This window comes from Streptomyces sp. ATCC 21386, assembly GCF_018728545.1.
Classification (GTDB): domain Bacteria; phylum Actinomycetota; class Actinomycetes; order Streptomycetales; family Streptomycetaceae; genus Streptomyces.
Genome location: NZ_JAAVVL010000001.1, coordinates 2,504,025 through 2,525,366, shown reverse-complemented (window position 1 = coordinate 2,525,366; position 21,342 = coordinate 2,504,025). Strand labels below are relative to the sequence as shown.

Genomic DNA, 21,342 nt, shown 5'->3' with positions numbered 1-21,342 from the left:
CGAATCACACGAATGAAGAAGCAGAAAGGAAAGAGAAGGGAACGAAGAGAACGAAGGGAAGAGCGAGGGGACTGCCGGCGAAGGAACCCTCAGCGGTCCACGGGGCGCACCACGACCGACGTGGCCGTCGGCGCCGCCTCCACCCACACCTCGACGCCCCGGGCGAGCGGCACCGTACTGACCGCCGCGAGCTTCACCGGCTGCCCGGCGAGCCGCAGCAGCACCTCGCCGAACCCGTCCGCCGGAATGGCGGTCACCACCTTGCCCGCGGTGCCCACCAGGTCGGACCCCCTGGGTGCGACGCCCGTACGATCGCGCGTCAGAACCCGGCCGAATCGGTACGTCAGCCAGGCCGCACCGGCTCCGACGACAGCACCGCAGCCGGTGGCGAGCACGGGCCCCGCGTTCAGCAGTTCGGTCGCGAGGACCCCGCCGAAGCCGGTCGCCGCCAGGAACCCGGCGACGACCGGCAACGACAGCCACCCCTCCAGGGCGCCGGCGGGCGCGCCGTCGAACGCGCCCTCCAGCACCCCGTCGAAGACCAGCGCCAGGGTGAGCAGCACGACCCCCGTGACGCCGAGTCCGAAGAACCAGGCCATACGCGCCGTCCCCCTTCCCGCCCCGCCGCCGATCTCCGGCTCGAAGGGATCCTCACACGGGCAGGGGGAACGTTTCATTGCAGTGTTCCGGCAATGTTCCCGCGCCTTTCCCTTCCGCCACGACAGGCTGGGGCGGCTCAGGCCGCCGCCCGGCGCACGACCTCCGCGACCTCGTAGCCGGCCTCGACGATCGCCGTACGCACCGCCGCGTCGTCGACCGTCTCCCCCCGTACGATCACCAGGCCGGCGCGTACGTCGACATCGACCTCGGTGACGCCGGGCACCGCGGCGACCTCCTCGGTGACACTCGCGGCACAGTGGCCACAGCTCATGCCGGACACGGTGAAGTACCTCTCGGCCATGGGGTCGCTCCTGTCCTCGGTCGGCCCGGTGACCGCGCCGAGGGGGCGCACGGGCCGCGTGGCACGAGGTACGGCGCACGCCCTCAGCACGTTCAGCCGTTCAGCCGTCACCGCCTGCCGCTGTCCCGTCCCGGTCCGCCGCCCTTCAAACCGTGCGTCCGGAGAGGGCAAGGTCACAGCCGCGACCACTGCTGCTCGTTAGTTAACGTGGCCTAACATCCGAGCATGACGGTCCTGCCTGACGACGGGCTTGAGCTGGCCGCCGAGTTCCCTGACGCAACCCACGAGCAGTGGCAGCGCCTCGTTGCGGGCGTGCTGCGCAAGTCGGGCAAGGACGTCGAGGGTGCTCAGGCCGAGGAAGCCCTGTCCACCGCGCTGGAGGACGGGCTGCGCACCCGTCCTCTCTACACCGCGCACGACACCGCGCCCCCCTCCGGCCACCCCGGCTTCGCGCCCTTCGTACGAGGAGGCAGGGCCGCCGGCAACACCGTCGGCGGCTGGGACGTACGCCAGCGGCACACCGCGGCGGACGGCGAGGCGGTGCTCACGGACCTGGAGAACGGCGTCACCTCCCTGTGGCTGGTGCTCGGCGAGGGCGGCGCCCCGGTGGCGTCGCTCGGCCGGATCCTCGACGGCGTCCACCTCGACCTCGCCCCCGTCGTCCTCGACGCGGGCGCCGAAGTGGAGCCCGCCGCACGGGAGTTGCTGCGGCTGTACGCCGAGCGGGGCCTCACCGGGGCGGCGGCGCGCGGCAACCTGGGCGCGGATCCCCTCGGCCACGAGGCCCGCACCGGACAGACCTACGACAGCGCGCCCGTCGTCGACCTCGCGCGGCGGTGCGCCGAGGAGTACCCGGGGCTGCGGGCCCTGACCGTGGACGCCCTGCCGTACCACGAGGCCGGCGGCTCGGCGGCGCAGGAGCTGGGCGCCTCGCTCGCCACCGGTGTCGCGTATCTGCGGGAGCTGACCGGGGCCGGGCTGAGCGTCGAACAGGCCTGTGCGCAGCTGGAGTTCCGCTACGCGGCCACCGCCGACCAGTTCCTGACGATCGCCAAACTGCGCGCCGCGCGCCGGCTCTGGGCCCGGGTCGCCGAGGTGTGCGGGGCGCCCGCCGCCGGGGCACAGACCCAGCACGCGGTGACCTCGACGGTGATGATGACGCGCCGCGACCCGTGGGTGAACATGCTGCGCACGACCATCGCCACGCTGGCCGCAGGCGCGGGCGGCGCCGACTCCGTCACCGTGCTGCCGTTCGACCACGCGCTGGGCCTGCCGGACGCGTTCGCGCGACGCATCGCCCGCAACACCTCCACGATCCTCATCGAGGAGTCCCACCTCGCCCGGGTGATCGACCCGGCGGGCGGCTCCTGGTACGTGGAGCGCCTCACCGACGAACTCGCCCACGCGGGCTGGGAGTTCTTCCAGCGGATCGAGAGACTCGGCGGTCAGGCGGCCGCGTTGCGCTCGGGGGACCTCGGCCGCGACCTCGCCGACACCTGGGAGGCCCGCACCGGCAGGCTCGCCAAGCGCCGCGAACCCGTCACCGGCGTCAGCGAGTTCCCGCACCTGGCGGAGAAGCCGGTCGTCCGCCGACCCGCGCCCGAGCCGCCGTCCGGCGGTCTGCCGCGCGTCACCCGCGACGAGACTTACGAGGCGCTGCGGGCCCGCTCGGACGCCCACCTCGCCGCGACGGGCTCCCGCCCCCGGATCTACCTGGCCGCCCTCGGCCCGGCCGCCGCCCACACCGCCCGGCTCACCTTCGCCGCCAACCTCTTCCAGGCGGGCGGCATCGAGCCCGTCACCGAGGGCACGTTCGAGGAGAGCGGCGCCGGCGAGGCGTGCCTGTGCTCCAGCGACGCCCTGTACGAGGAGCGGGCCGCGACCGAGGCGGCCGGGCTGAAGGCCGCCGGCGCCTCGCACGTCTTCCTCGCCGGGCGCCCCGGGCAGTACGCCGACGTCGACGCGTACGTCTTCGCGGGCTGCGACGCCGTGGCCGTCCTGACCGCCGCCCTCGACCGCATGGGAGTGTCCTGATGACCGCCCCTTCCGGCCCCTCCGTCCCCGACTTCACCGGGATCGAGCTGGGCTCCCCGTCCGTCGACGGCGGCGCCGACGAGTGGCGCACGGCGGTCGAGAAGGCGGCCGGCGGTGACCATCCGCTGTGGGAGACCCCGGAGGGCATCCCGGTCAAGCCGCTCTACACCGGGCAGGACCTGGAGGGCCTGGACTTCCTGGGCACCTACCCGGGCATGGCCCCGTATCTGCGCGGCCCGTACCCGACGATGTACGTCAACCAGCCCTGGACGATCCGCCAGTACGCGGGTTTCTCCACCGCGGAGGAGTCCAACGCCTTCTACCGCCGCAACCTGGCGGCCGGTCAGAAGGGCCTGTCCGTCGCCTTCGACCTGCCCACCCACCGGGGCTACGACAGCGACCACCCGCGGGTGACCGGTGACGTCGGCATGGCGGGCGTGGCGATCGACTCGATCCTCGACATGCGGCAGCTCTTCGACGGCATCCCGCTGGACAGGATGACCGTGTCGATGACGATGAACGGCGCGGTGCTGCCCGTGCTCGCGCTCTACATCGTGGCGGCCGAGGAACAGGGCGTGCCGCCCGAGAAGCTGGCCGGGACCATCCAGAACGACATCCTCAAGGAGTTCATGGTCCGCAACACCTACATCTATCCGCCGAAGCCGTCGATGCGGATCATCTCCGACATCTTCGCCTTCACCTCGCAGAAGATGCCGCGCTACAACTCCATCTCGATCTCCGGCTACCACATCCAGGAGGCGGGTGCGACGGCCGACCTGGAGCTGGCGTACACGCTCGCGGACGGGGTGGAGTACATCCGTGCGGGCCGGGAGGCCGGCCTGGACGTGGACGCGTTCGCGCCCCGGCTGTCGTTCTTCTGGGCGATCGGCATGAACTTCTTCATGGAGGTCGCCAAGCTGCGCGCGGCCCGCCTGCTGTGGGCGAAGCTGGTGAAGCAGTTCGACCCGAAGAACACCAAGTCCCTTTCCCTGCGCACCCACTCGCAGACCTCGGGCTGGTCGTTGACCGCGCAGGACGTCTTCAACAACGTCACGCGCACCTGCGTGGAGGCGATGGCGGCCACCCAGGGCCACACCCAGTCGCTGCACACCAACGCCCTGGACGAGGCCCTGGCCCTGCCGACCGACTTCTCCGCCCGTATCGCCCGCAACACCCAGCTCCTCATCCAGCAGGAGTCCGGCACCACCCGGGTCATCGACCCGTGGGGCGGCAGCGCCTACGTGGAGAAGCTGACGTACGACCTCGCCCGCCGGGCCTGGCAGCACATCCAGGAGGTCGAGGCGGCGGGCGGCATGGCCAAGGCCATCGACGCGGGCATCCCCAAGCTGCGCATCGAGGAGGCCGCCGCCCGCACCCAGGCGCGGATCGACTCCGGGCGGCAGCCCGTCATCGGCGTCAACAAGTACCGGGTCGACAGCGACGAGCAGATCGACGTGCTCAAGGTCGACAACTCCTCCGTGCGGGCCCAGCAGATCGAGAAGCTGCGGCGGCTGCGCGCGGAACGCGACGAGACCGCCTGCCGGGACGCCCTCGACGCCCTCACCCGGGCGGCCGGCGGCGAGGGCAACCTGCTGGAGCTGGCGGTGCGCGCGGCCCGCGCCAAGGCCACCGTCGGCGAGATCTCCGACGCCCTGGAGAAGGTCTACGGCCGGCACGCGAGCCAGATCCGTACGATCTCCGGCGTGTACCGCAACGAAGCAGGTGAGTCCCCGAACGTGGAGCGCACCCGGAGCCTGGTGGAGTCCTTCGCGGAGGCCGAGGGCCGCCGGCCGCGCATCCTGGTCGCCAAGATGGGCCAGGACGGCCACGACCGGGGCCAGAAGGTGATCGCGACCGCGTTCGCCGACCTCGGCTTCGACGTGGACGTCGGCCCGCTGTTCCAGACCCCGGCCGAGGTGGCCCGCCAGGCCGTCGAGGCGGACGTGCACATCGTCGGGGTGTCGTCGCTGGCCGCCGGGCACCTCACCCTCGTACCGGCGCTGAAGGAGCAGCTGGCCGAGGAGGGGCGCGAGGACATCATGATCGTGGTCGGCGGGGTGATCCCGCCTCAGGACGTGCCCACGCTCCTGCGGATGGGCGCGGCGGCCGTCTTCCCGCCCGGGACGGTGATCCCGGACGCGGCGTTCGACCTGGTGAAGCGTCTGTCGGACGATCTCGGGCACGACCTGTGATCGATGTCGACGCCTATGCCAAGGGTGTGCTCGACGGGAAGCGGGCGATCGTCGCCCGCGCCATCACCCTCGTCGAGTCCACCCGGCCCCAGCACCGGGCCCTGGCCCAGGAACTGCTGACCGCGCTGCTGCCGCACAGCGGCCGGGCCCGGCGGATCGGGGTCAGCGGGGTGCCGGGCGTCGGCAAGTCCACGTTCATCGACGCGTTCGGCACGATGCTGACCTCGCTCGGGCACCGGGTGGCGGTGCTGGCGGTGGACCCGTCGTCGAGCCGTACGGGCGGTTCGATCCTCGGCGACAAGACCCGGATGGAGCGGCTGGCCGTCGACCCGGCGGCCTTCGTCCGGCCCTCGCCGACGGCCGGGACGCTCGGCGGTGTCGCCAAGGCCACCCGTGAGTCGATGGTGGTGATGGAGGCGGCCGGCTACGACGTGGTGCTGGTGGAGACGGTGGGGGTCGGCCAGTCCGAGACGGCGGTCGCGAACATGGTCGACTCCTTCCTGCTCCTCACCCTCGCCCGTACCGGCGACCAGCTCCAGGGCATCAAGAAGGGGGTCCTGGAACTGGCCGACGTGCTCGCGGTCAACAAGGCGGACGGCCCGCACGAGCGTGACGCCCGGACGGCGGCACGGGAGCTGGCGGGTGCCCTGCGGCTGATGCACGGGAAGGACGCCGTCTGGACGCCGCCGGTGCTGAGCTGCAGCGCCCGCGAGTCGACCGGACTGGACGCCGTCTGGGAGCGCCTGGAACAGCACCGCACGCTCCTCGACTCCACCGGCCGGCTCACCGCCAAGCGCCGGGACCAGCAGATCGACTGGACCTGGTCGATGGTCCGCGACGAGCTCCTCGACCGGCTGCGCACCCACCCCGGTGTCCGCTCCGTCGCGCCCGCCCTCGAACAACGGGTGAGGGACGGCGAGTTGACGGCGACACTGGCCGCCGAACGCATTCTGGAGGCCTTCGGGGACCGCTTCCCCGGTTCACCCGGCTGAGCGCCCCGAGTGGTGGTGGAGTGCGATCCGGCTGACGGTGGATCACGTCGGGGTCGGGTCAAGTCAGCTGACGAAGCACCAGCTGCCCGGCTGCCGGCGGAAGGACCATCAGATGCGTTCTGCCCGCATGCTGCTCGTCACCGGGGCGGCGGCCGCCGCCCTCGCCGTCACCGCTCCCGGCGCGTACGCCGACGGTGACGAGTGGGAGCACAAGGACAATGGCTACAGCAAGGAGCACCACAAGGACAGCAGCCACGACGGCCCGCGCGGCGGGGTTCACACGGGTGGCGGTGCGCTGACCTCGCCGGCGGGCGGGGAGGAGTGGAACTCCGAGCGGTCCGGCAGGCCCGGCGCCGGGGGCTACGACAAGGAGGAGGAGTCCACCAAGGAGTCCTGGAACGGCGACCACGCCAAGGACTCGTGGAAGGGCGGGAACGACAAGGAGTCGTGGAAGGACGAGCACGACAAGGGTTCCTGGAAGGACGGCGAGGACGCGGGAGCCTGGAAGGGCGACCACGACAAGCCGCGCGGCGGGATGCACACCGGTGGCGGCGCGCTCGCCGCGCCGGCGGTGACCGCGGGCGGGATGGCGGTCCTCGCGGTGGCCGGTACGGGCCTGTACGCCCTGCGCCGCAAGAAGACCGCCGGAAGCGTGGCCTGAGCCCATGCCGGGCGCGATACCTGGCCCGATAGCGGCCGGGCCGCCACGCCGTGTGACGTGTGGCGGCCCGGCCGGCGTTCCCCGCGTGCGGGCCCCGGCCGACGTTCCCGGCGTACGGGGCCCGCCCGTTCCTCCGTCAGCTTCGCTCTGCTGCCGTACCTGTGAGGTGGTTCTGATGGCAGCCCACTCCTCTCCCCCCGGCGCCCGCGTCAATCTGACCGTGCTGTGCGCCGTGGTCCTGTTGATCCTGGCGGTGAGCCTGTTCGGCGGCGAGGACTCCTCGTCCGACACCTCCCGCCCGCCGGGCGCCCGGCACGCCCCGCAGGCCGCACCCGCCTCCCCCGGCGAGCGGGCCGCGCCCGTCGAGCGACCGGCGGACCGGCGCCGGCAGCCGCCCCGGGCCAGGCCGGTCCGGCTGCTCATCCCCAAGATCCAGGTGAGCGCCCCCTTCGTGCCCCTCTCCGTCGGCCGCTCCGGGCAGCTCGAAGCCCCGCCCGCCGACGACGTGAACCTCGTCGGCTGGCACGCCGAGGGTGCCGCGCCCGGCGAGAAGGGCACCTCGATCATCGCCGGCCATGTCGACACCGCGACCTCACCGGCGGTCTTCGCGGGGCTCGGCGAACTGGAGAAGGGGGACATCTTCCACGTCGCGCGCTCCGACGGGAGCAGGGTGTCCTTCGTGGTCGACGCCCTGGAGACGTTCGAGAAGGACGACTTCCCCGACAAGCGCGTGTACGCCGACGCGGCCCGCCCCGAGGTCCGGCTGATCACCTGCGCCGGCGAGTACGACCGCAAGGTCATGGACTACACGGAGAATCTGGTGGTCTTCGCGCACCGGACCTGAGGGCACGCGGCAGGAGAGCTCCCACGCCCCGGGCGAACACCAGGAGACGGCTGTCCAAAAACCCATTCCCGAAGTGACCAAGAGCGGTTCAAGGGACGGCCATGATTGATCAACGCACGTCCATGATTGCGCAACTTGAACGTTTGAGCGTTTAGGTCGGACGTACGTTCCTGCCCGTGAACCCTGACGCAACACCCCACAGAGGCGACAGCACCGAGGCGACCGCCACCGGCGCGGACGCCCCGATATCCCACGCAAAGCCGCGCGGCCGACGCTCACTCCTGCGCGCGGCACTGGCGGGCACGGCCGTCCTCGGCGGCGGCCTCGCGGTCGGCGCCTTCCCGGCCGACGCCGAGCCTGTCTCCCGCTCCTCCCGCGCCAACCCCGCGCAGTCCACCCCCACCCGTCCGCGGCCGAAGACGGCGGAGGAGGCGCTGAAGGAGCTGTCGAAGGGCAACCGCCGCTGGCGGACCTTCCACGAGCAGCACCCCGACGAGGACTACGCCGTGCGCAAGGCGCTGACGACCGGTCAGCAGCCCTTCGCCCTGGTTCTCGGCTGCATCGACTCCAGGGTCCCCCCGGAGCTGGTCTTCGACCAGGGCCTCGGCGACCTGATGACCGTGCGCAGCGCGGGCGAGGTGCTGGACCGGTCCGTGCTCGGCAGCGTCAAGTACGGCGTCCTCGAACTGAAGATCCCGCTGGTCGTGGTGCTCGGTCACCAGTCCTGCGGCGCGGTGAAGGCGGCCGTCGCGGTGGACGAGAGCGGCGAGGAACTGCCGAGCGGCATCCAGTACATCGCGGACGAGATCGCTCCGGCGATCGACCACAGCGTGACCGGTGACGCCCGGGTCGCGGCGACCATCGACGCGAACGTCCGGCTCGTCCGCTCCAAGCTGAAGGCCGACGAGGACATCGCCGCCAAGCTGAAGGCGGGCGAGGTGGCCGTCGTCGGCGCCCGCTACGACCTGACGACCCAGCGGGTGCACCTGCTCAAGTAAGCGGGCCCTGGCAGGGGAAGGCGGCTCCGGTGCACCCCCCGGCACCGGAGCCGCCTTCGCGTGTCGTGCTGTCGCCGGGCCGTGTGCGCCCGGCCGCTCAGCCCTCGACGAGGGTGATGTCCTGCTGCCGGACGGCGTGGAACCTGGGCAGCGGCAGGCCGCCGCCGGAGAGCTCCGTGACGGTGGCCTCCACCCGGGCGGGGCCGGGCCGGAAGCGGCCCGGGGCGGCCTTGTCCGTGTGGGTCCACGTGTGGTCGGCGCCGTCGCAGACCGCCGAGGTGCCGCCGACGCCCTTGCGGACGTGGCTCTCGCCCTGCTGGAGCGAGGACGAGACGAAGACAGGGCCGTTGCCGCCGAGGCAGCGGTAGGTGCCGGACAGGGTCAGGGTGCCGTCGGGGGCCACGACCCCGGTGGGGTCGATGGTCACCGTCTCGAACGGTTCGGTCGTGGCGCCGGCGGACGGGGCGGCGGCGAGCACCAGCAGCGCGGCGCCGGCGGCCGCGCCGAGCAGCCGGGGGACGCGCGCGAAGGCCGGGGACGAGGGCATGGGAGAACCTCCTTGGACGGGATCCGGCGGGGATCCACAGGGGATCCAGAGGTACCGGCCGCACCACTCCGATCGTGCGATCATCACCCCTTCGTCGGCGCGTCGGTTCACCCGTCCTCACTACCGGTTCCGCCTGCCCCACCACCGGGTGCGCCCCGCGCGCCCATGGTTATGTCCGCGTCCTGTCACGGCACGTCCGGGTGCTGTCACGTCTCCCGCGAGGGTGTGGCGATGAGTTGCGGGCGCGGGCATGGTCTGTAGTGCGAGGCGGTGACGCACCGCCGGCACTCACCACGACGTGGAGGCGCGCCATGTGTTCACACCAGCCCCTGTGCCCCTCGGCCGACCGCTCCGACCGTGACGCCGCGCGCGTCGTCGCCTTCCACCCCGAGCAGGGCTGGAACCTGCTGTGCAACGGGGCGATCGTCTTCGACGACACCGGCGAGATCCTGCCCGACGGCAGCATCGTCGCGCCGAGCCGGCTCGCGGTCGCGGCCTGACACCCACCGCGCCGGGGTCCGGGCCTCAGCCTCGACCTCGGGGTTACGGCAGGACAGCGAAGCCGTCCAGCTCCACCCACGCCCTCTCGTCCCAGAGCCGTACGACACCGACGACCGCCATCGCGGGATAGTCCCGGCCCGCCAACCGCCGCCAGATTCGGCCCAGTTGGGGGGCGTGGCGCCGATAGTCGGCGACGTCCGTCGCATAGACCGTGACCCGGGCGAGGTCGGCCGGCGCACCGCCGGCGGCCTCCAGTGCCGCCAGCAGATTGCCCAGGGCCTGCTCGAACTGCTCCTCCAGTGTCTCCCCCACGATCTTGCCGTCCGCGTCGAGCGCGGTCTGGCCCGCCAGGAACACGACCCGGCTCCCGGTGGCGACGACGGCGTGGGAGAAGCCGGTGGGGGGCGACAGCCCGGCCGGGTTCACCCGCTCGGCGCTCATGTCGGCCTCCCCTCGGCCCCGGTCCGCCGGTACAACTCCCTGGCGATGACCGTCCGTTGCACCTCGCTCGCCCCTTCGTAGATGCGTGGCGCCCGCACCTCACGGTAGAGGTGTTCGAGCAGATGGCCGCGCCGCAGCGCCCGCGCGCCGTGCAGCTGGACGGCCGCGTCGACGACGTACTGAGCCGTCTCGGTGGCCAGCAGCTTCGCCATCGCGGACCGGCGCGGCACCTCCGGGTCCCCCGCGTCGTACGCCGTCGCCGCCGCGTAGACCATGAGCCGGGCGGCCTCCGTGCGCAGTGCCATCTCGGCGACCTGGTGGGAGACGCTCTGGAGGTCCCGCAGCTTGCCGCCGAAGGCGTCCCGCCCGGCGGTGTGCGCGAGGGTGGCGTCCACGGCGGCCTCGGCCATGCCGACCGCGAAGGCGCCGACGCTCGGGCGGAAGAGGTTGAGGGTGGCCATGGCGACCCGGAAACCCTGGTCGGGTGTGCCGAGGACGTCGTCGGCGGTGACGGGGACGGCGTCGAGGCTCAGGGCGCCGATGGGGTGCGGCGAGAGCATGTCGAGGGGGGTGCCGGTGAGGCCGGGACGGTCGGCCGGGAGCAGGAAGGCGGTCACGCCACGGGAGCCCGCGTCCGGGGCGGTGCGGGCGAAGACGGTGTAGAGGTCGGCCTCGGGGGCGTTGGAGATCCAGCACTTCTCGCCGGTGAGCCGCCAGCGGCCGGGGCCGTCGGGTTCCGCGCGCAGGGAGAGGGCGGCCGCGTCCGATCCGGCGCCCGGCTCGCTGAGCGCGAAGGCCGCGATCGCGTCGCCGTCGCTCACCCGGGGCAGCCAGCGGGCCCGCTGCGTGTCGGTGCCGTGGGCGTGCACCGGGTGGGCGCCCAGCCCCTGGAGGGCGAGGGCCGTCTCGGCCTCGGTGCAGACGTACGCCAGTGACTCGCGCATCAGGCACAGGTCGAGCGCCCCCGAGGTGAACAGCCGGGAGAGCAGCCCCAGTCGGCCGAGTTCGGCGACGAGGGGGCGGTTGACGTGGCCGGGCTCGCCCTTGTCGGCCAGGGGGCGCAGGCGCTCGACGGCCAGTGCGCGCAGCTCGGCGCGCCAGGCGAGTTGTGATGGTTCGAGCGAGAATGCGGTCATTGCCCGTCCCTTCTCACCTGGGGGCCACCGCCGAGGTTATCGCGAACTGTTGACTGCCGTCACCAAGGCGATACGCTCGCTGATGCGAGCCCACCCACGCCAGCCAGTCCGGCACTCCGTGCGAGCCCACTTCGGCAGGGACCACAGCAGCAGGGACACAGCAGGGGGCGAACGTCATGAACTCCAGGGTCACCGCCCATGTCGACACCTTCGCCCGGGACTGTCTCCCGCCACCGGACCAGTGGCCCGAGCTGTCCTTCGACCTTCCCGAGCTGCGGTATCCGGACCGGCTGAACGCCGCCGCCGAACTGCTCGACGGCGGCGAGGCCGAGCGGCCCGTGTTCCGCACGCCCGCCGGGGAGAGCTGGACGTACGGCGAACTCCGGGACCGTGTCGACCGGATCGCGCACGCCCTCACGACCGACCTCGGGGTGGTCCCCGGCAACCGGGTCCTGCTGCGCGGCCCCACCACACCCCTGCTGGCCGCGTGCTGGCTCGCCGTGCTCAAGGCGGGGGCGGTCGCGGTGACCGTACTGGCGCAGCAGCGGCCGCAGGAACTGGCGACGATCTGCGAGCTGGCGCGGGTGTCCTTCGCACTGTGCGACCTGCGGCACGTGGACGACCTCGTGAAGGCGGACGTCCCGGGGCTGAGGGTCACGACCTTCGGCGGGGGCGGGCCCGACGACCTGCTCGAACTGCCGTCGGCGAACGGGGCCCGCGGCCCGTACGAGGCGGTGGGCACGGCGGCCGAGGACGTGGCACTGATCGCGTTCACCTCCGGGACGACCGGGCGCCCCAAGGGATGCGTGCACTTCCACCGGGACCTGCTGGCGATCGCGGACACCTTCTCCCGGCACGTGCTGCGGCCCAGGGCCGACGACGTGTTCACCGGGTCCCCGCCGCTCGGTTTCACGTTCGGTCTCGGCGGTCTCGTCGTCTTCCCGATGCGGGCCGGCGCCAGTGCCCTGCTGCTCGAACAGGCGGGCCCGAGGCAGTTGCTGCCGGCGATCTCCGAGCACCGGGTGTCGGTGCTGTTCACCGCGCCGACCGCCTACCGGGCGATGCTGGGCGAGCTGAACGGGCCGGCAGGGGAGGCCGGTTCGGCCGGCGAAACCGGTTCGGCCGGGGTCGAGCGGTACGACCTCTCGTCGCTCAGGCGGTGCGTGTCGGCGGGCGAGAACCTGCCGGAGGCCACCTGGCGGGCCTGGCACGAGCGGACCGGGCTGCGGATCATCAACGGTATCGGCGCGACCGAGCTGCTGCACATCTTCATCTCGGCGGCCGACGACGCCGTACGGCCGGGGCGGACGGGCGTGCCGGTGCCCGGATGGCGGGCACGGGTGCAGGACGTGAGGGGCAGGCCGGTGCCCGACGGACAGCGGGGACTGCTCGCGGTGCGCGGCCCGGTCGGGTGCCGTTATCTGGCGGACGAGCGGCAGCGGGAGTACGTACGCGACGGCTGGAACGTCACGGGGGACACCTACGTCCGCGAGCCCGACGGGTACTTCCGCTATGTCGCGCGCGCCGACGACATGATCATCTCGGCCGGGTACAACATCGCGGGTCCCGAGGTGGAGGAGGCGCTGATGCGCCATCCGGACGTGGTGGAGACGGCGGTGGTGGGACGACCTGACGAGGCGCGCGGTCAGGTCGTCGTCGCCCATGTGGTGGTCGCGGCGGGTGCGCGCCGGGACGGCGAGGCGCTGCGCGTGTTCCTCAAGTCGCAGCTGGCGCCCTACAAATGCCCGCGCGAGTTCGTGTTCCTGGACGCGCTGCCGCGCACGGCGACCGGCAAACTTCAGCGGTTCCGGCTACGCACCCTAGGTGACCAGCAGTGATGCCGACGACCTAAAATGATCAACGTGTCCGAACAGCACGCACCACGTTCGCTCATCGTCACCTTCTACGGCGCCTACGGCCGTTCGGTGCCGGGCCCGGTGCCCGTCTCCGAGCTGATCCGGCTGCTCGCCGCGGTCGGTGTCGACGCGCCCTCCGTCCGCTCCTCGGTCTCCCGGCTCAAGCGCCGCGGCCTGCTGCTGCCGGCCCGCACCGCGACGGGGGCGGCCGGGTACGCGCTGTCGCAGGACGCGCGCCAGCTCCTGGAGGACGGCGACCGGCGGATCTACGCGACGGCGCCCGAGCGGGACGAGGGCTGGGTGCTGGCCGTGTTCTCGGTGCCGGAGTCGGAGCGGCAGAAGCGGCACGTGCTGCGCTCCCGGCTGGCCGGGCTCGGCTTCGGCACGGCGGCACCGGGCGTGTGGATCGCGCCCGCCCGGCTGTACGAGGAGACCCGGCACACCCTGACCCGGCTGCGGCTCGACCCGTACGTGGACCTGTTCCGGGGCGAGCACCTGGGGTTCGCGGCGACCACCGAGGCGGTGGCGCGGTGGTGGGACCTGGCCGGGATCGCCAAGCAGCACGAGGCGTTCCTCGACCGGCACGCGCCCGTGCTGCACGCCTGGGAGCGGCACGAGGAGACCCGGCCGGAGGAGGCGTACCGCGACTATCTGCTGGCCCTGGACTCCTGGCGCCATCTGCCGTACGTCGACCCCGGGCTGCCCGCCGAACTGCTGCCCGCCGACTGGCCGGGGGTGCGCTCGGCGGCCGTGTTCCGCGCACTGCACGGGCGGCTGAGGGACGCCGGAGCCGTGTTCGTGACCACCGGATCGTAAAAACCTGGCACAGCTTCGTTCACTCAGGGAACCCTCAGGTTCTCACTTCGGTCTTCTCATATTCTTTACTTACCATCCTGACGCATGAGCCTCATGCGCAACCTGAACCGTGCCCTCACCGCCACCACCGGTCTGGAAGTACGCAGGGCCGCCCCGGTCGCGTCCGCCGCGCGCGGGGCCACGGCGCCGAAGCGGGCGGCGAAGAAGCCCACGCCGGTGTACCGATGTCCCGCTCCCGAGGACCTCGCGACGGATCGGTTGCTCAGGCGGCCGGTCTTCATCATCTCGCCCGTGCGCTCGGGCTCCACCCTGCTGCGCATGCTGCTGAACGCGCACCCGCGACTGCACTCCCCGCACGAGCTCCACATACGCCGCCTGGAGGTCGGTTACGGCAGCAAGCTGTCCCGGAAGGCGATGAGCGCCCTCGACCTGGAGCGCGGTGACCTGGAGCACCTGCTGTGGGACCGGGTCATGCACCGCGAACTGGTCAGGTCGGGCAAGGAGTTCATCGTCGAGAAGACCCCGAGCAACGCCTTCGTGTACGAGCGCGTCCGGGACTGCTGGCCGGACGCCCGCTTCGTCTTCCTGCTGCGCCACCCGGTCTCCATCGCCCGGTCCTGGCACGAGGGCGACCCCGGCAGGCGCACCTACGACGAGGCCGCCGCCGACGCGCTGCGCTACATGAGGGCCGTCGAGAGGGCACGCGAGGGCACCACCGGCGGGTACACCGTGCGCTACGAGGACATCACCGCCGACGCCGAGAAGGAGCTGCGGGGGCTGTGCGCGTTCCTCGACCTCGACTTCGAGCCCTCCATGCTCGACTACGGCAGGAAGGACGACGCCCAGGTCGTCAAGGGCCTCGGCGACTGGCGGGACAAGATCAGGACCGGCCGGGTGCAGGCCGGGCGGGCGCTGCCCGCCGACGCCGACATCCCCGACCTGCTCCGGCCGATGTGCGAGGCGTGGGGCTACAGCGAGTGAGGCCGCACGCCGAGATAGCCGAGGTGTGGCCGCGCGACGGGCACATCAGACTCGTCGGACGCATCCACGGGACCCCGGCGGACGGGACCTGGCACCTGCTCCTCACCCGCCGCGCGCGCACCGGCCGGACGCTGCGCTACGCCGCCGACGTCAAGGGCGACCGCTTCGAGACCGAACTGCCCGTCGACGACCTCACCGCCGAGGACTACGCGCCCGTCGAGGAATGGGACGTCCACCTGACCGACGGTGAGGTCGAACTGCGTGCCGGGAGGCACCTCGACGACGTGCGGGGCAAGAAGAAGATCTTCGTGTATCCGGAGCAGCGAGCGGGAGACCTCCGGGTGCGGCCCTACTTCACGATCAAGGACAACCTGTCTCTGGAGTGCCGCACGGGAGGCTCCGCATGACCGACCGCCCGCCCCTCCCCCGGCGCCCCCGCGTCCGCTACCTGCTGCTGCACGCGTACGGCCGGGGCGGCACCATCCGCACGGTGATGAACCAGGCCAACGCCTTGGTGGCGGCGGGCTGGACCGTGGAGATCGTCAGCGCCCTGCGCCGCCGCGACGACATCCAGTTCCCGCTCGACCCCCGGGTGCGGGTCACCACCGTCGTCGACCTGCGCGAGAGCGCCCACACCCCGTCGTCCGGGCTCCTCGGCCGCTGGCGCGACCACCGGCGCGGCGAACGACTGGAGGCGCCCGCCCGGCACATCCCCAAGGGCGAGTTCGGCTACCGCTACTTCAACCGGTACGTCGAGGACCGGCTCATCGCGTACCTGCGGTCGTTGACCGACGGCGTCCTCGTCACCACCCGCCCCGCGCTGAACTTCCTGGCCGCCGAACACGCCACCGCGGGTGTGGTCCGGGTCGCCCAGGAGCACATGAACCTCGGCACCCACAAGCGGGACGTCCAGCAGCGCATCCAGGAGACGTACCCGCGCTTCGCCGCGGTCGCCGTGCTCACCGAACGCGACCGCGAGGAGTACGCCGAACTCCTGCCCGGGACCAGGGTCGTCCGGATCCCCAACGCCGTGCACTCGCTCGACCAGGTCCCCGCCGACCCCAGGTCGAGGATCGCGGTGGCGGCCGGCCGGCTCTTCCCGCAGAAGGGCTTCGACCTGCTGATCCCGGCCTGGGCGAAGCTCGTCGAGACCTACCCCGACTGGCAGTTGCGGATCTACGGCAGCGGCGAGAAGAAGTCGGAACTGCGCCGCCTCATCGACGAACACCATCTCTACAATCACGTCTTCCTCATGGGACACACCGACCGCTTGGACGACGAACTCGCCAAGGCCTCCTTCTACGTGCTCAGTTCACGCTTCGAGGGACTGCCGATGGTGATGATCGAGGCGATGAGCCACGCCCTGCCGGTGGTGAGCTTCGACTGCCCGACCGGTCCCGCCGACGTGCTGACGCACGGTGTGGACGGGCTGCTCGTCCCGCCCGAGGACCCCGACGCGCTCGCCGACGCCATGGCCCGGCTGATGGCCGACGAGGTGCTGCGCGCCGACATGGGCGTGGCCGCGGTCCTCACGGCGGCCTCCTACGGCCCGGACTCGGTCCACCACCGCTGGGAGTCCCTCTTCACCTCCCTCCACGAGCAACGGCACGGGATCGCCGCCGGCGCCGCGAAAGGAACTCACGCATGACCACCTCGTCCAGGGCCTCCCGGGCCCAGGGAGCCACGGTCTGGCTCACCGGACTGCCGAGCGCGGGCAAGACCACGATCGCCCGTGTCCTCGCCGGGCGGCTGCGGTCCGAGGGGCATCGGGTGGAGGTGCTCGACGGTGACGAGATCCGCCGCTTCCTCTCCGCCGGCCTCGGCTTCTCCCGCGAGGACCGCAACACCAATGTGCAGCGCATCGGCCTGGTCGCCGAGGTCCTCGCCAGGAACGGCGTCAAGGCGCTCGTGCCGGTCATCGCCCCCTACGCCGACAGCCGCGAGGCGGTCCGGGGGCGCCACGCCGCCAGCGGCACCCCGTACTTCGAGGTGCATGTCGCCACGCCCGTCGAGGTGTGCAGCGAGCGCGACGTGAAGGGGCTGTACGCCCGGCAGGCCGCGGGCCGGCTGAAGGGCCTGACCGGCGTCGACGACCCGTACGAGCCGCCGACCGCCCCCGCGCTCCACCTCCCCACGCAGCACCAGACGCCCGACGAGTCGGCCTCGGCCGTGTACGCGCTGCTGGCGGAACGGGGCCTCGTATGACCGGCACCCCACGGCTGCGTTCTCGCGTGGCTAGGGCAGGGTGAGCCGGGGTCTGGGGGCGTCGGTGCGACCGGTGTTGGGGCGGCGGCTGCCGGCCCGGTACGGGGCGGGCCAGGGCGCGCCCGGGCCCTCGTAGCCCTGTTCAGCGGCCGCGTGGAGGGTCCAGTGGGGGTCGTAGAGGTGGGGGCGGGCCAGGGCGCAGAGGTCGGTGCGGCCGGCGAGGATCAGTGAGTTGACGTCGTCCCAGGAGGAGATGGCGCCGACGGCGATCACCGGCACCCCGACCTCGTGCCGGATGCGGTCCGCGTACGGGGTCTGGTACGAGCGGCCGTACTCGGGCTGCTCGTCGGCGACGACCTGCCCCGTCGAGACGTCGATCGCGTCGGCGCCGTGCGCGGCGAAGGCACGGGCGATCGCGACGGCGTCGTCGGCGGTGGTCCCCCCGTCCGCCCAGTCGGTCGCGGAGATACGGACGGTCATGGGCCGCTCCTGCGGCCACACCGCCCGTACGGCGTCGAAGACCTCCAGCGGGAAGCGGAGCCGGTGGTCGAGACAGCCGCCGTAGCGGTCGGTGCGGCGGTTCGTCAGCGGTGAGAGGAAGCCGGAGAGCAAGTAGCCGTGGGCGCAGTGGAGTTCGAGCAGGTCGAACCCGCTGCGGGCGGCTCTGAGCGCGGCCGAGGCGAACTGCTCGCGGATGTCGGTGAGCTGGGCGCGGGAGAGTTCGCGCGGTGACTGGCTGCCCGGCCTGTACGGGAGCGGGGAGGCCGCCACGAGGGGCCAGTTGCCGGTGTCCAAAGGCTCGTCGATGCCCTCCCACATCCGTTTGGTCGAGCCCTTGCGGCCGGAGTGCCCCAGCTGCACGCCGATGGCCGTGCCGGGCGCCCGCTCGTGCACGAAGGTCACCGTGCGGCGCCAGGCGTCGGCCTGCCGGGTGTTCCAGAGGCCGGCACAGCCCGGCGTGATCCGCCCTTCGGGGCTGACACACACCATCTCGGTCATCACGAGCCCGGCGCCGCCGAGGGCCCGGGCGCCGAGATGGACGAGATGGAAGTCGCCGGGGACGCCGTCGGTCGCCGAGTACATGTCCATCGGGGAGACGACGACCCGGTTGCGCAGGATCAGCCCGCGCAGTCGGAAGGGGGTGAACATCGGGGGCGTGCCGGGCGGGCAGCCGAACTCCCGCTCCACCGCGCCGGTGAAGTGGGCGTCGCGCAGCCTGAGGTTGTCGTGCGTGACGCGGCGGCTGCGGGTGAGGAGGTTGAAGGCGAACTGCCGGGACGGCTGGTCGAGATGGAGGCCGATGTCCTCGAACCACTCCAGGCTGGCCCGCGCCGCGCGCTGGGTGGAGGCGACCACCGGGCGGCGCTCCTCCTCGTACGCCCGCAACGCCCGCTCCAGGTCGGGCTGTTCCTCCAGACACGCGACCAGGGCCAGCGCGTCCTCGACGGCCAGCTTCGTACCGGAGCCGATGGAGAAGTGCGCGGTGTGCGCGGCGTCGCCGAGCAGGACCAGGTTGCCGTGGGACCAGCGTTCGTTGACGACCGTGCGGAAGGTCGTCCAGGTGGAGTTGTTGGAGCGCAGGGGGCGTCCGCCGAGCGCGTCCGCGAAGAGTTTCGCGCACCGTTCGACCGACTCGCGCTCGTCCGCCCGGTCCAGCCCGGCGGCCCGCCACACCTCCTCGCGCATCTCCACGATGACGGTGGACGCTCCGAGTCGATTCTGCGGCCCGGAGGGCCTCGTTGAGGCGTGGTGGTCGGGTGACGGGCGGGCGTAGGGGTAGCCGTGCAGTTGCGCCACGCCGTGCTCGGTCTCGGCGATCTCGAAGCGGAACGCCTCGAAGGCGAAGTCGGCGGCGAGCCAGATGTACCGGCAGCGATGTGTCCGGACGGTGGGCCGGAACACCTGGGCGTACGCCTCGCGCGTCGCGCTGTGCACGCCGTCCGCCGCGATGACCAGGTCGTACGTCTCGCAGAGCCAGGAGGGGTACGGGGCCTCCGTGCCGAAGCGGAGGTCCACGCCGAGGGCGCGGCAGCGGGCGTGGAGAACCTGGAGGAGGGTGCGGCGGCCGAGGGCCGCGAAGCCGTGGCCTCCGGAGGTGTGGCGGGTGTTTCGGTGGGCGATGGTGATGTCGTCCCAGCGGGTGAAGTGGGGTTGCAGGGCGTCGTAGACGGTCGGGTCGGCGTGTTCTATGCCGCCCAGGGTCTCGTCGGAGAGGACTACGCCGAAGCCGAAGGTGTGGTCTGCGGGGTTGCGTTCCCAGACGGTGATGTCGCGGGATGGGTTCAGGCGCTTCAGCAGTGCGGCGGCGTAGAGGCCGCCTGGGCCGCCGCCGATGATCGCGATCCGGGTGGGGTGGCTGCGGTGGTTCTGCGGCTGCGGGTGAGTGGGGGCTGGTCGCGCAGTTCCCCGCGCCCCTGGGTGGGCTCCACCTGAGGGCGGTATGACCGGACGGGTCGGCATCAGTCGCCCTGCCATTTCGGGGGGCGCTTTTCTGTGAATGCCACGTGGAACTCCCGGTAGTCCTCCCCGGTCATCAGGAGGGCCTGGGTCGCCGCGTCGAGTTCCACGGCGGCCGACAGGGGCATGTCCAGCTCGGCCGTCAGCAGGGCCTTCGTCTGGGCGTGGGCCAGGGCCGGGCCCTCGGCCAGGCGGCGGGCCAGGGTGTGTGCGGCCTCGTCGGCGCTGCCCTCGTCGGTGAGCTGGCTGACGAGGCCGATGCGCTCGGCCTCGGCGGCGCGGACGGGGTCGCCGAGCATGAGGAGACGAGTGGCGTGGCCGAGGCCGACGACGCGGGGCAGGAGGTAGGCGGCGCCCATGTCGCCGCCGGAGAGGCCCACGCGGGTGAAGAGGAAGGAGAACCGGGCGGTGGGGTCGGCCACCCGGAAGTCGGCGGCCAGGGCGAGGACCGCTCCGGCGCCCGCCGCCACGCCGTGCACGGCGGCGATCACGGGAAAGGGGCATTCGCGGACGGCGCGTACGACCTGTCCGGTCATCCGGTTGAAGTCGAGCAGCTGGGCGGTGTCCATGGCGAGGGTGGCGCCGATGATCTCGTCGACGTCCCCGCCGGAGCAGAAGCCACGGCCGGCGCCGGCCAGCACCAGGGCCCGTACGGATCTCTCCCGGGAGAGTTCGGCGAGCAGGTCGCGCAGGTCGGCGTAGGCGCCGAAGGTGAGGGCGTTCAGCTTCTCCGGGCGGGCGAGGGTGACGGTGGCGACACCGTCGGTGATCTCGCACCGCAGGTGCCGCCAGTCGGTGGTGCGGGCGGCGGAGCCGGTGAAGGGACTCATACGGGCGGCCTCCTCGGGGGCTACCGCGACGCGCGGCTACTTCCCTGCCCCTCGAAGTTATCACCGTTATCTGACTGTCGTCACGAGTGCGCGATAGGCCGATCAGGGCGCCACGGAGGCGGCGGGAGGTGCCGAGGGAGGGCGCGGGCAGGTGCCGAGGGAGGGCGCGGGCAGGGGTCGAGGGAGGCGGCGGGCGGGCCTCCGTGACTCGGTCACGGACGTTCGACAAGCCGGTAACGACGGGCTCGGTCGGGCGCGGCGGAGCGTTGGCACGGGTAGACCGCCGTCAACGGGGCCGACGGTCCCTCGCGACGCCCGCCGAGCGACTTCACCGGTCCGCGCCGTACCATTCATCACGTTGAAAGCAGGACGAGCCATGACCTGCTCCATGAACGGATCAGCCGCCTTGCACGAACCCTCCGCCCCCGCCTCCTGGCGCATCGCGCTGCCGCACACCGCCGCGGCCGTGCCCGTGGCCCGCGCCCTGGTGCGGACCGCGCTGACCGAGCTGGAGCACGGGGCGGACTGCGACACGGCTGAGCTGCTCACGGCGGAACTGGTCGCGAACGCGATCGAGCACGCCGCCGGGGAGGGCCCCATAGAGCTGGTCGTCGAGCTGGTGCCGAGCGGCTGCAAGGTGGAGGTCCACGACCCCGACCCCGCTCCCCCGGGCGACCTCACCGCCCCGGGACACCTCGACCCCGACCCCTGGCAGGAGCACGGCCGCGGTCTGCTGCTGATCCGCGCCCTCAGCTCCGCCTGCGGTCACCGCCCCACGGACTCCGGCAAGGCGGTGTGGTTCCGGCTGCCGACGGTGCCGCCGCAGCGCCGCCACGCGTAGCCCCCGGCTCGAGCACCGGTCCGAACGCCGACCCGAACGCCGGCCCGGC

General features: G+C 72.4%; 21 protein-coding genes. 14 read left to right on the top strand and 7 right to left on the bottom strand.

The genetic code is table 11. From position 1 onward, the window contains the following. Positions 1-89: 89 nt before the first annotated feature. Positions 90-599 carry a hypothetical protein gene (locus tag GWK25_RS11075; protein WP_215449635.1) on the bottom strand — a complete coding sequence of 170 codons (510 nt, stop codon included), beginning with the start codon at positions 597-599 and terminating at the stop codon, positions 90-92. Between the two features lie 137 nt (positions 600-736). Further along, positions 737-961 (bottom strand): heavy-metal-associated domain-containing protein, encoded by a 225-nt coding sequence (locus GWK25_RS11070; protein ID WP_215449634.1) that lies wholly within the window; start codon positions 959-961, stop codon positions 737-739. 225 nt (positions 962-1,186) lie between these two features. Here GWK25_RS11070 and GWK25_RS11065 point away from each other — a divergent pair, with 225 nt between their 5' ends. The 6 genes from GWK25_RS11065 to GWK25_RS11040 all read left to right on the top strand — a co-directional run bounded on the left by GWK25_RS11065 (position 1,187) and on the right by GWK25_RS11040 (position 8,682). After that, positions 1,187-2,995, top strand: a complete 1,809-nt coding sequence (locus GWK25_RS11065) for a methylmalonyl-CoA mutase subunit beta (protein WP_215449633.1) — start codon at positions 1,187-1,189, stop codon at positions 2,993-2,995. Continuing rightward, positions 2,995-5,187, top strand: coding sequence for a methylmalonyl-CoA mutase (gene scpA, locus GWK25_RS11060; protein WP_215449632.1), 2,193 nt, complete (start codon positions 2,995-2,997; stop codon positions 5,185-5,187). Before GWK25_RS11065 ends, scpA begins: the two co-directional genes overlap by 1 nt. After that, the gene (gene meaB / locus GWK25_RS11055; RefSeq protein WP_215449631.1) at positions 5,184-6,179 is read left to right on the top strand and encodes a methylmalonyl Co-A mutase-associated GTPase MeaB; all 996 of its coding nucleotides are present in this window, start codon (positions 5,184-5,186) and stop codon (positions 6,177-6,179) included. Before scpA ends, meaB begins: the two co-directional genes overlap by 4 nt. 112 nt (positions 6,180-6,291) lie before the next feature. After that, complete coding sequence (locus tag GWK25_RS11050; protein WP_215449630.1) at positions 6,292-6,840, top strand: hypothetical protein; 549 nt, start codon at positions 6,292-6,294, stop codon at positions 6,838-6,840. A gap of 175 nt (positions 6,841-7,015) precedes the next feature. Next, on the top strand, positions 7,016-7,684 hold the full coding sequence (locus GWK25_RS11045; RefSeq protein ID WP_215449629.1) for a class F sortase: 669 nt from the start codon (positions 7,016-7,018) through the stop codon (positions 7,682-7,684). Positions 7,685-7,860: 176 nt separating this feature from the next. Further along, positions 7,861-8,682: a carbonic anhydrase gene (locus tag GWK25_RS11040; protein ID WP_215449628.1), complete on the top strand. Its 822-nt coding sequence runs from the start codon at positions 7,861-7,863 to the stop codon at positions 8,680-8,682. 97 nt (positions 8,683-8,779) lie between these two features. Here GWK25_RS11040 and GWK25_RS11035 read toward each other — a convergent pair whose 3' ends face one another. After that, positions 8,780-9,229: a DUF6299 family protein gene (locus tag GWK25_RS11035; RefSeq protein ID WP_215449627.1), complete on the bottom strand. Its 450-nt coding sequence runs from the start codon at positions 9,227-9,229 to the stop codon at positions 8,780-8,782. 311 nt (positions 9,230-9,540) lie between these two features. Here GWK25_RS11035 and GWK25_RS11030 point away from each other — a divergent pair, with 311 nt between their 5' ends. Then, positions 9,541-9,729, top strand: a complete 189-nt coding sequence (locus GWK25_RS11030) for a DUF5999 family protein (RefSeq protein WP_184900388.1) — start codon at positions 9,541-9,543, stop codon at positions 9,727-9,729. A gap of 43 nt (positions 9,730-9,772) precedes the next feature. Here the strand turns inward: GWK25_RS11030 and GWK25_RS11025 are convergent, their stop codons facing one another. Next, entirely contained in the window at positions 9,773-10,171 is a 399-nt protein-coding gene (locus GWK25_RS11025) for a RidA family protein (RefSeq protein ID WP_215449626.1), read from the bottom strand. Continuing rightward, positions 10,168-11,307: an acyl-CoA dehydrogenase family protein gene (locus GWK25_RS11020; protein ID WP_215449625.1), complete on the bottom strand. Its 1,140-nt coding sequence runs from the start codon at positions 11,305-11,307 to the stop codon at positions 10,168-10,170. The genes GWK25_RS11025 and GWK25_RS11020 overlap by 4 nt, the downstream gene beginning before the upstream one ends. 176 nt (positions 11,308-11,483) lie before the next feature. Here GWK25_RS11020 and GWK25_RS11015 point away from each other — a divergent pair, with 176 nt between their 5' ends. The 6 genes from GWK25_RS11015 to cysC all read left to right on the top strand — a co-directional run bounded on the left by GWK25_RS11015 (position 11,484) and on the right by cysC (position 17,165). Continuing rightward, complete coding sequence (locus GWK25_RS11015; protein WP_215449624.1) at positions 11,484-13,145, top strand: AMP-binding protein; 1,662 nt, start codon at positions 11,484-11,486, stop codon at positions 13,143-13,145. Positions 13,146-13,160: 15 nt separating this feature from the next. After that, positions 13,161-13,979, top strand: coding sequence for a PaaX family transcriptional regulator C-terminal domain-containing protein (locus GWK25_RS11010; RefSeq protein WP_215449623.1), 819 nt, complete (start codon positions 13,161-13,163; stop codon positions 13,977-13,979). A gap of 84 nt (positions 13,980-14,063) precedes the next feature. Further along, the gene (locus GWK25_RS11005) at positions 14,064-14,960 is read left to right on the top strand and encodes a sulfotransferase (RefSeq protein ID WP_215449622.1); all 897 of its coding nucleotides are present in this window, start codon (positions 14,064-14,066) and stop codon (positions 14,958-14,960) included. Beyond that, complete coding sequence (locus GWK25_RS11000; protein WP_215449621.1) at positions 14,957-15,367, top strand: hypothetical protein; 411 nt, start codon at positions 14,957-14,959, stop codon at positions 15,365-15,367. The genes GWK25_RS11005 and GWK25_RS11000 overlap by 4 nt, the downstream gene beginning before the upstream one ends. Further along, on the top strand, positions 15,364-16,608 hold the full coding sequence (locus tag GWK25_RS10995) for a glycosyltransferase family 4 protein (RefSeq protein WP_215449620.1): 1,245 nt from the start codon (positions 15,364-15,366) through the stop codon (positions 16,606-16,608). Before GWK25_RS11000 ends, GWK25_RS10995 begins: the two co-directional genes overlap by 4 nt. Beyond that, positions 16,605-17,165, top strand: coding sequence for an adenylyl-sulfate kinase (gene cysC, locus GWK25_RS10990; RefSeq protein ID WP_215449619.1), 561 nt, complete (start codon positions 16,605-16,607; stop codon positions 17,163-17,165). The genes GWK25_RS10995 and cysC overlap by 4 nt, the downstream gene beginning before the upstream one ends. A gap of 30 nt (positions 17,166-17,195) precedes the next feature. Here cysC and GWK25_RS10985 read toward each other — a convergent pair whose 3' ends face one another. After that, positions 17,196-19,625, bottom strand: a complete 2,430-nt coding sequence (locus tag GWK25_RS10985) for a bifunctional salicylyl-CoA 5-hydroxylase/oxidoreductase (RefSeq protein ID WP_215449618.1) — start codon at positions 19,623-19,625, stop codon at positions 17,196-17,198. Further along, entirely contained in the window at positions 19,625-20,452 is an 828-nt protein-coding gene (locus GWK25_RS10980; protein WP_215449617.1) for an enoyl-CoA hydratase family protein, read from the bottom strand. Before GWK25_RS10980 ends, GWK25_RS10985 begins: the two co-directional genes overlap by 1 nt. Positions 20,453-20,840: 388 nt before the next feature. Between GWK25_RS10980 and GWK25_RS10975 the strand changes: the two genes are divergently transcribed. Continuing rightward, positions 20,841-21,293 carry an ATP-binding protein gene (locus tag GWK25_RS10975; RefSeq protein ID WP_374105920.1) on the top strand — a complete coding sequence of 151 codons (453 nt, stop codon included), beginning with the start codon at positions 20,841-20,843 and terminating at the stop codon, positions 21,291-21,293. Positions 21,294-21,342 lie beyond the last annotated feature (49 nt).

Excerpts from the sequence above, each read along its gene's own strand:
- GWK25_RS11075 (WP_215449635.1), bottom strand. The coding sequence starts at position 599 with ATGGCCTGGTTCTTCGGACTCGGCGTCACGGGGGTCGTGCTGCTCACC.
- GWK25_RS11070 (WP_215449634.1), bottom strand. The coding sequence starts at position 961 with ATGGCCGAGAGGTACTTCACCGTGTCCGGCATGAGCTGTGGCCACTGT.
- GWK25_RS11065 (WP_215449633.1), top strand. The coding sequence starts at position 1,187 with ATGACGGTCCTGCCTGACGACGGGCTTGAGCTGGCCGCCGAGTTCCCT.
- scpA (WP_215449632.1), top strand. The coding sequence starts at position 2,995 with ATGACCGCCCCTTCCGGCCCCTCCGTCCCCGACTTCACCGGGATCGAG.
- GWK25_RS11050 (WP_215449630.1), top strand. The coding sequence starts at position 6,292 with ATGCGTTCTGCCCGCATGCTGCTCGTCACCGGGGCGGCGGCCGCCGCC.
- GWK25_RS11045 (WP_215449629.1), top strand. The coding sequence starts at position 7,016 with ATGGCAGCCCACTCCTCTCCCCCCGGCGCCCGCGTCAATCTGACCGTG.
- GWK25_RS11035 (WP_215449627.1), bottom strand. The coding sequence starts at position 9,229 with ATGCCCTCGTCCCCGGCCTTCGCGCGCGTCCCCCGGCTGCTCGGCGCG.
- GWK25_RS11030 (WP_184900388.1), top strand. The coding sequence starts at position 9,541 with ATGTGTTCACACCAGCCCCTGTGCCCCTCGGCCGACCGCTCCGACCGT.
- GWK25_RS11025 (WP_215449626.1), bottom strand. The coding sequence starts at position 10,171 with ATGAGCGCCGAGCGGGTGAACCCGGCCGGGCTGTCGCCCCCCACCGGC.
- GWK25_RS11020 (WP_215449625.1), bottom strand. The coding sequence starts at position 11,307 with ATGACCGCATTCTCGCTCGAACCATCACAACTCGCCTGGCGCGCCGAG.
- GWK25_RS11015 (WP_215449624.1), top strand. The coding sequence starts at position 11,484 with ATGAACTCCAGGGTCACCGCCCATGTCGACACCTTCGCCCGGGACTGT.
- GWK25_RS11010 (WP_215449623.1), top strand. The coding sequence starts at position 13,161 with ATGATCAACGTGTCCGAACAGCACGCACCACGTTCGCTCATCGTCACC.
- GWK25_RS11005 (WP_215449622.1), top strand. The coding sequence starts at position 14,064 with ATGAGCCTCATGCGCAACCTGAACCGTGCCCTCACCGCCACCACCGGT.
- GWK25_RS10995 (WP_215449620.1), top strand. The coding sequence starts at position 15,364 with ATGACCGACCGCCCGCCCCTCCCCCGGCGCCCCCGCGTCCGCTACCTG.
- cysC (WP_215449619.1), top strand. The coding sequence starts at position 16,605 with ATGACCACCTCGTCCAGGGCCTCCCGGGCCCAGGGAGCCACGGTCTGG.
- GWK25_RS10985 (WP_215449618.1), bottom strand. The coding sequence starts at position 19,625 with ATGCCGACCCGTCCGGTCATACCGCCCTCAGGTGGAGCCCACCCAGGG.
- GWK25_RS10980 (WP_215449617.1), bottom strand. The coding sequence starts at position 20,452 with ATGAGTCCCTTCACCGGCTCCGCCGCCCGCACCACCGACTGGCGGCAC.
- GWK25_RS10975 (WP_374105920.1), top strand. The coding sequence starts at position 20,841 with ATGAACGGATCAGCCGCCTTGCACGAACCCTCCGCCCCCGCCTCCTGG.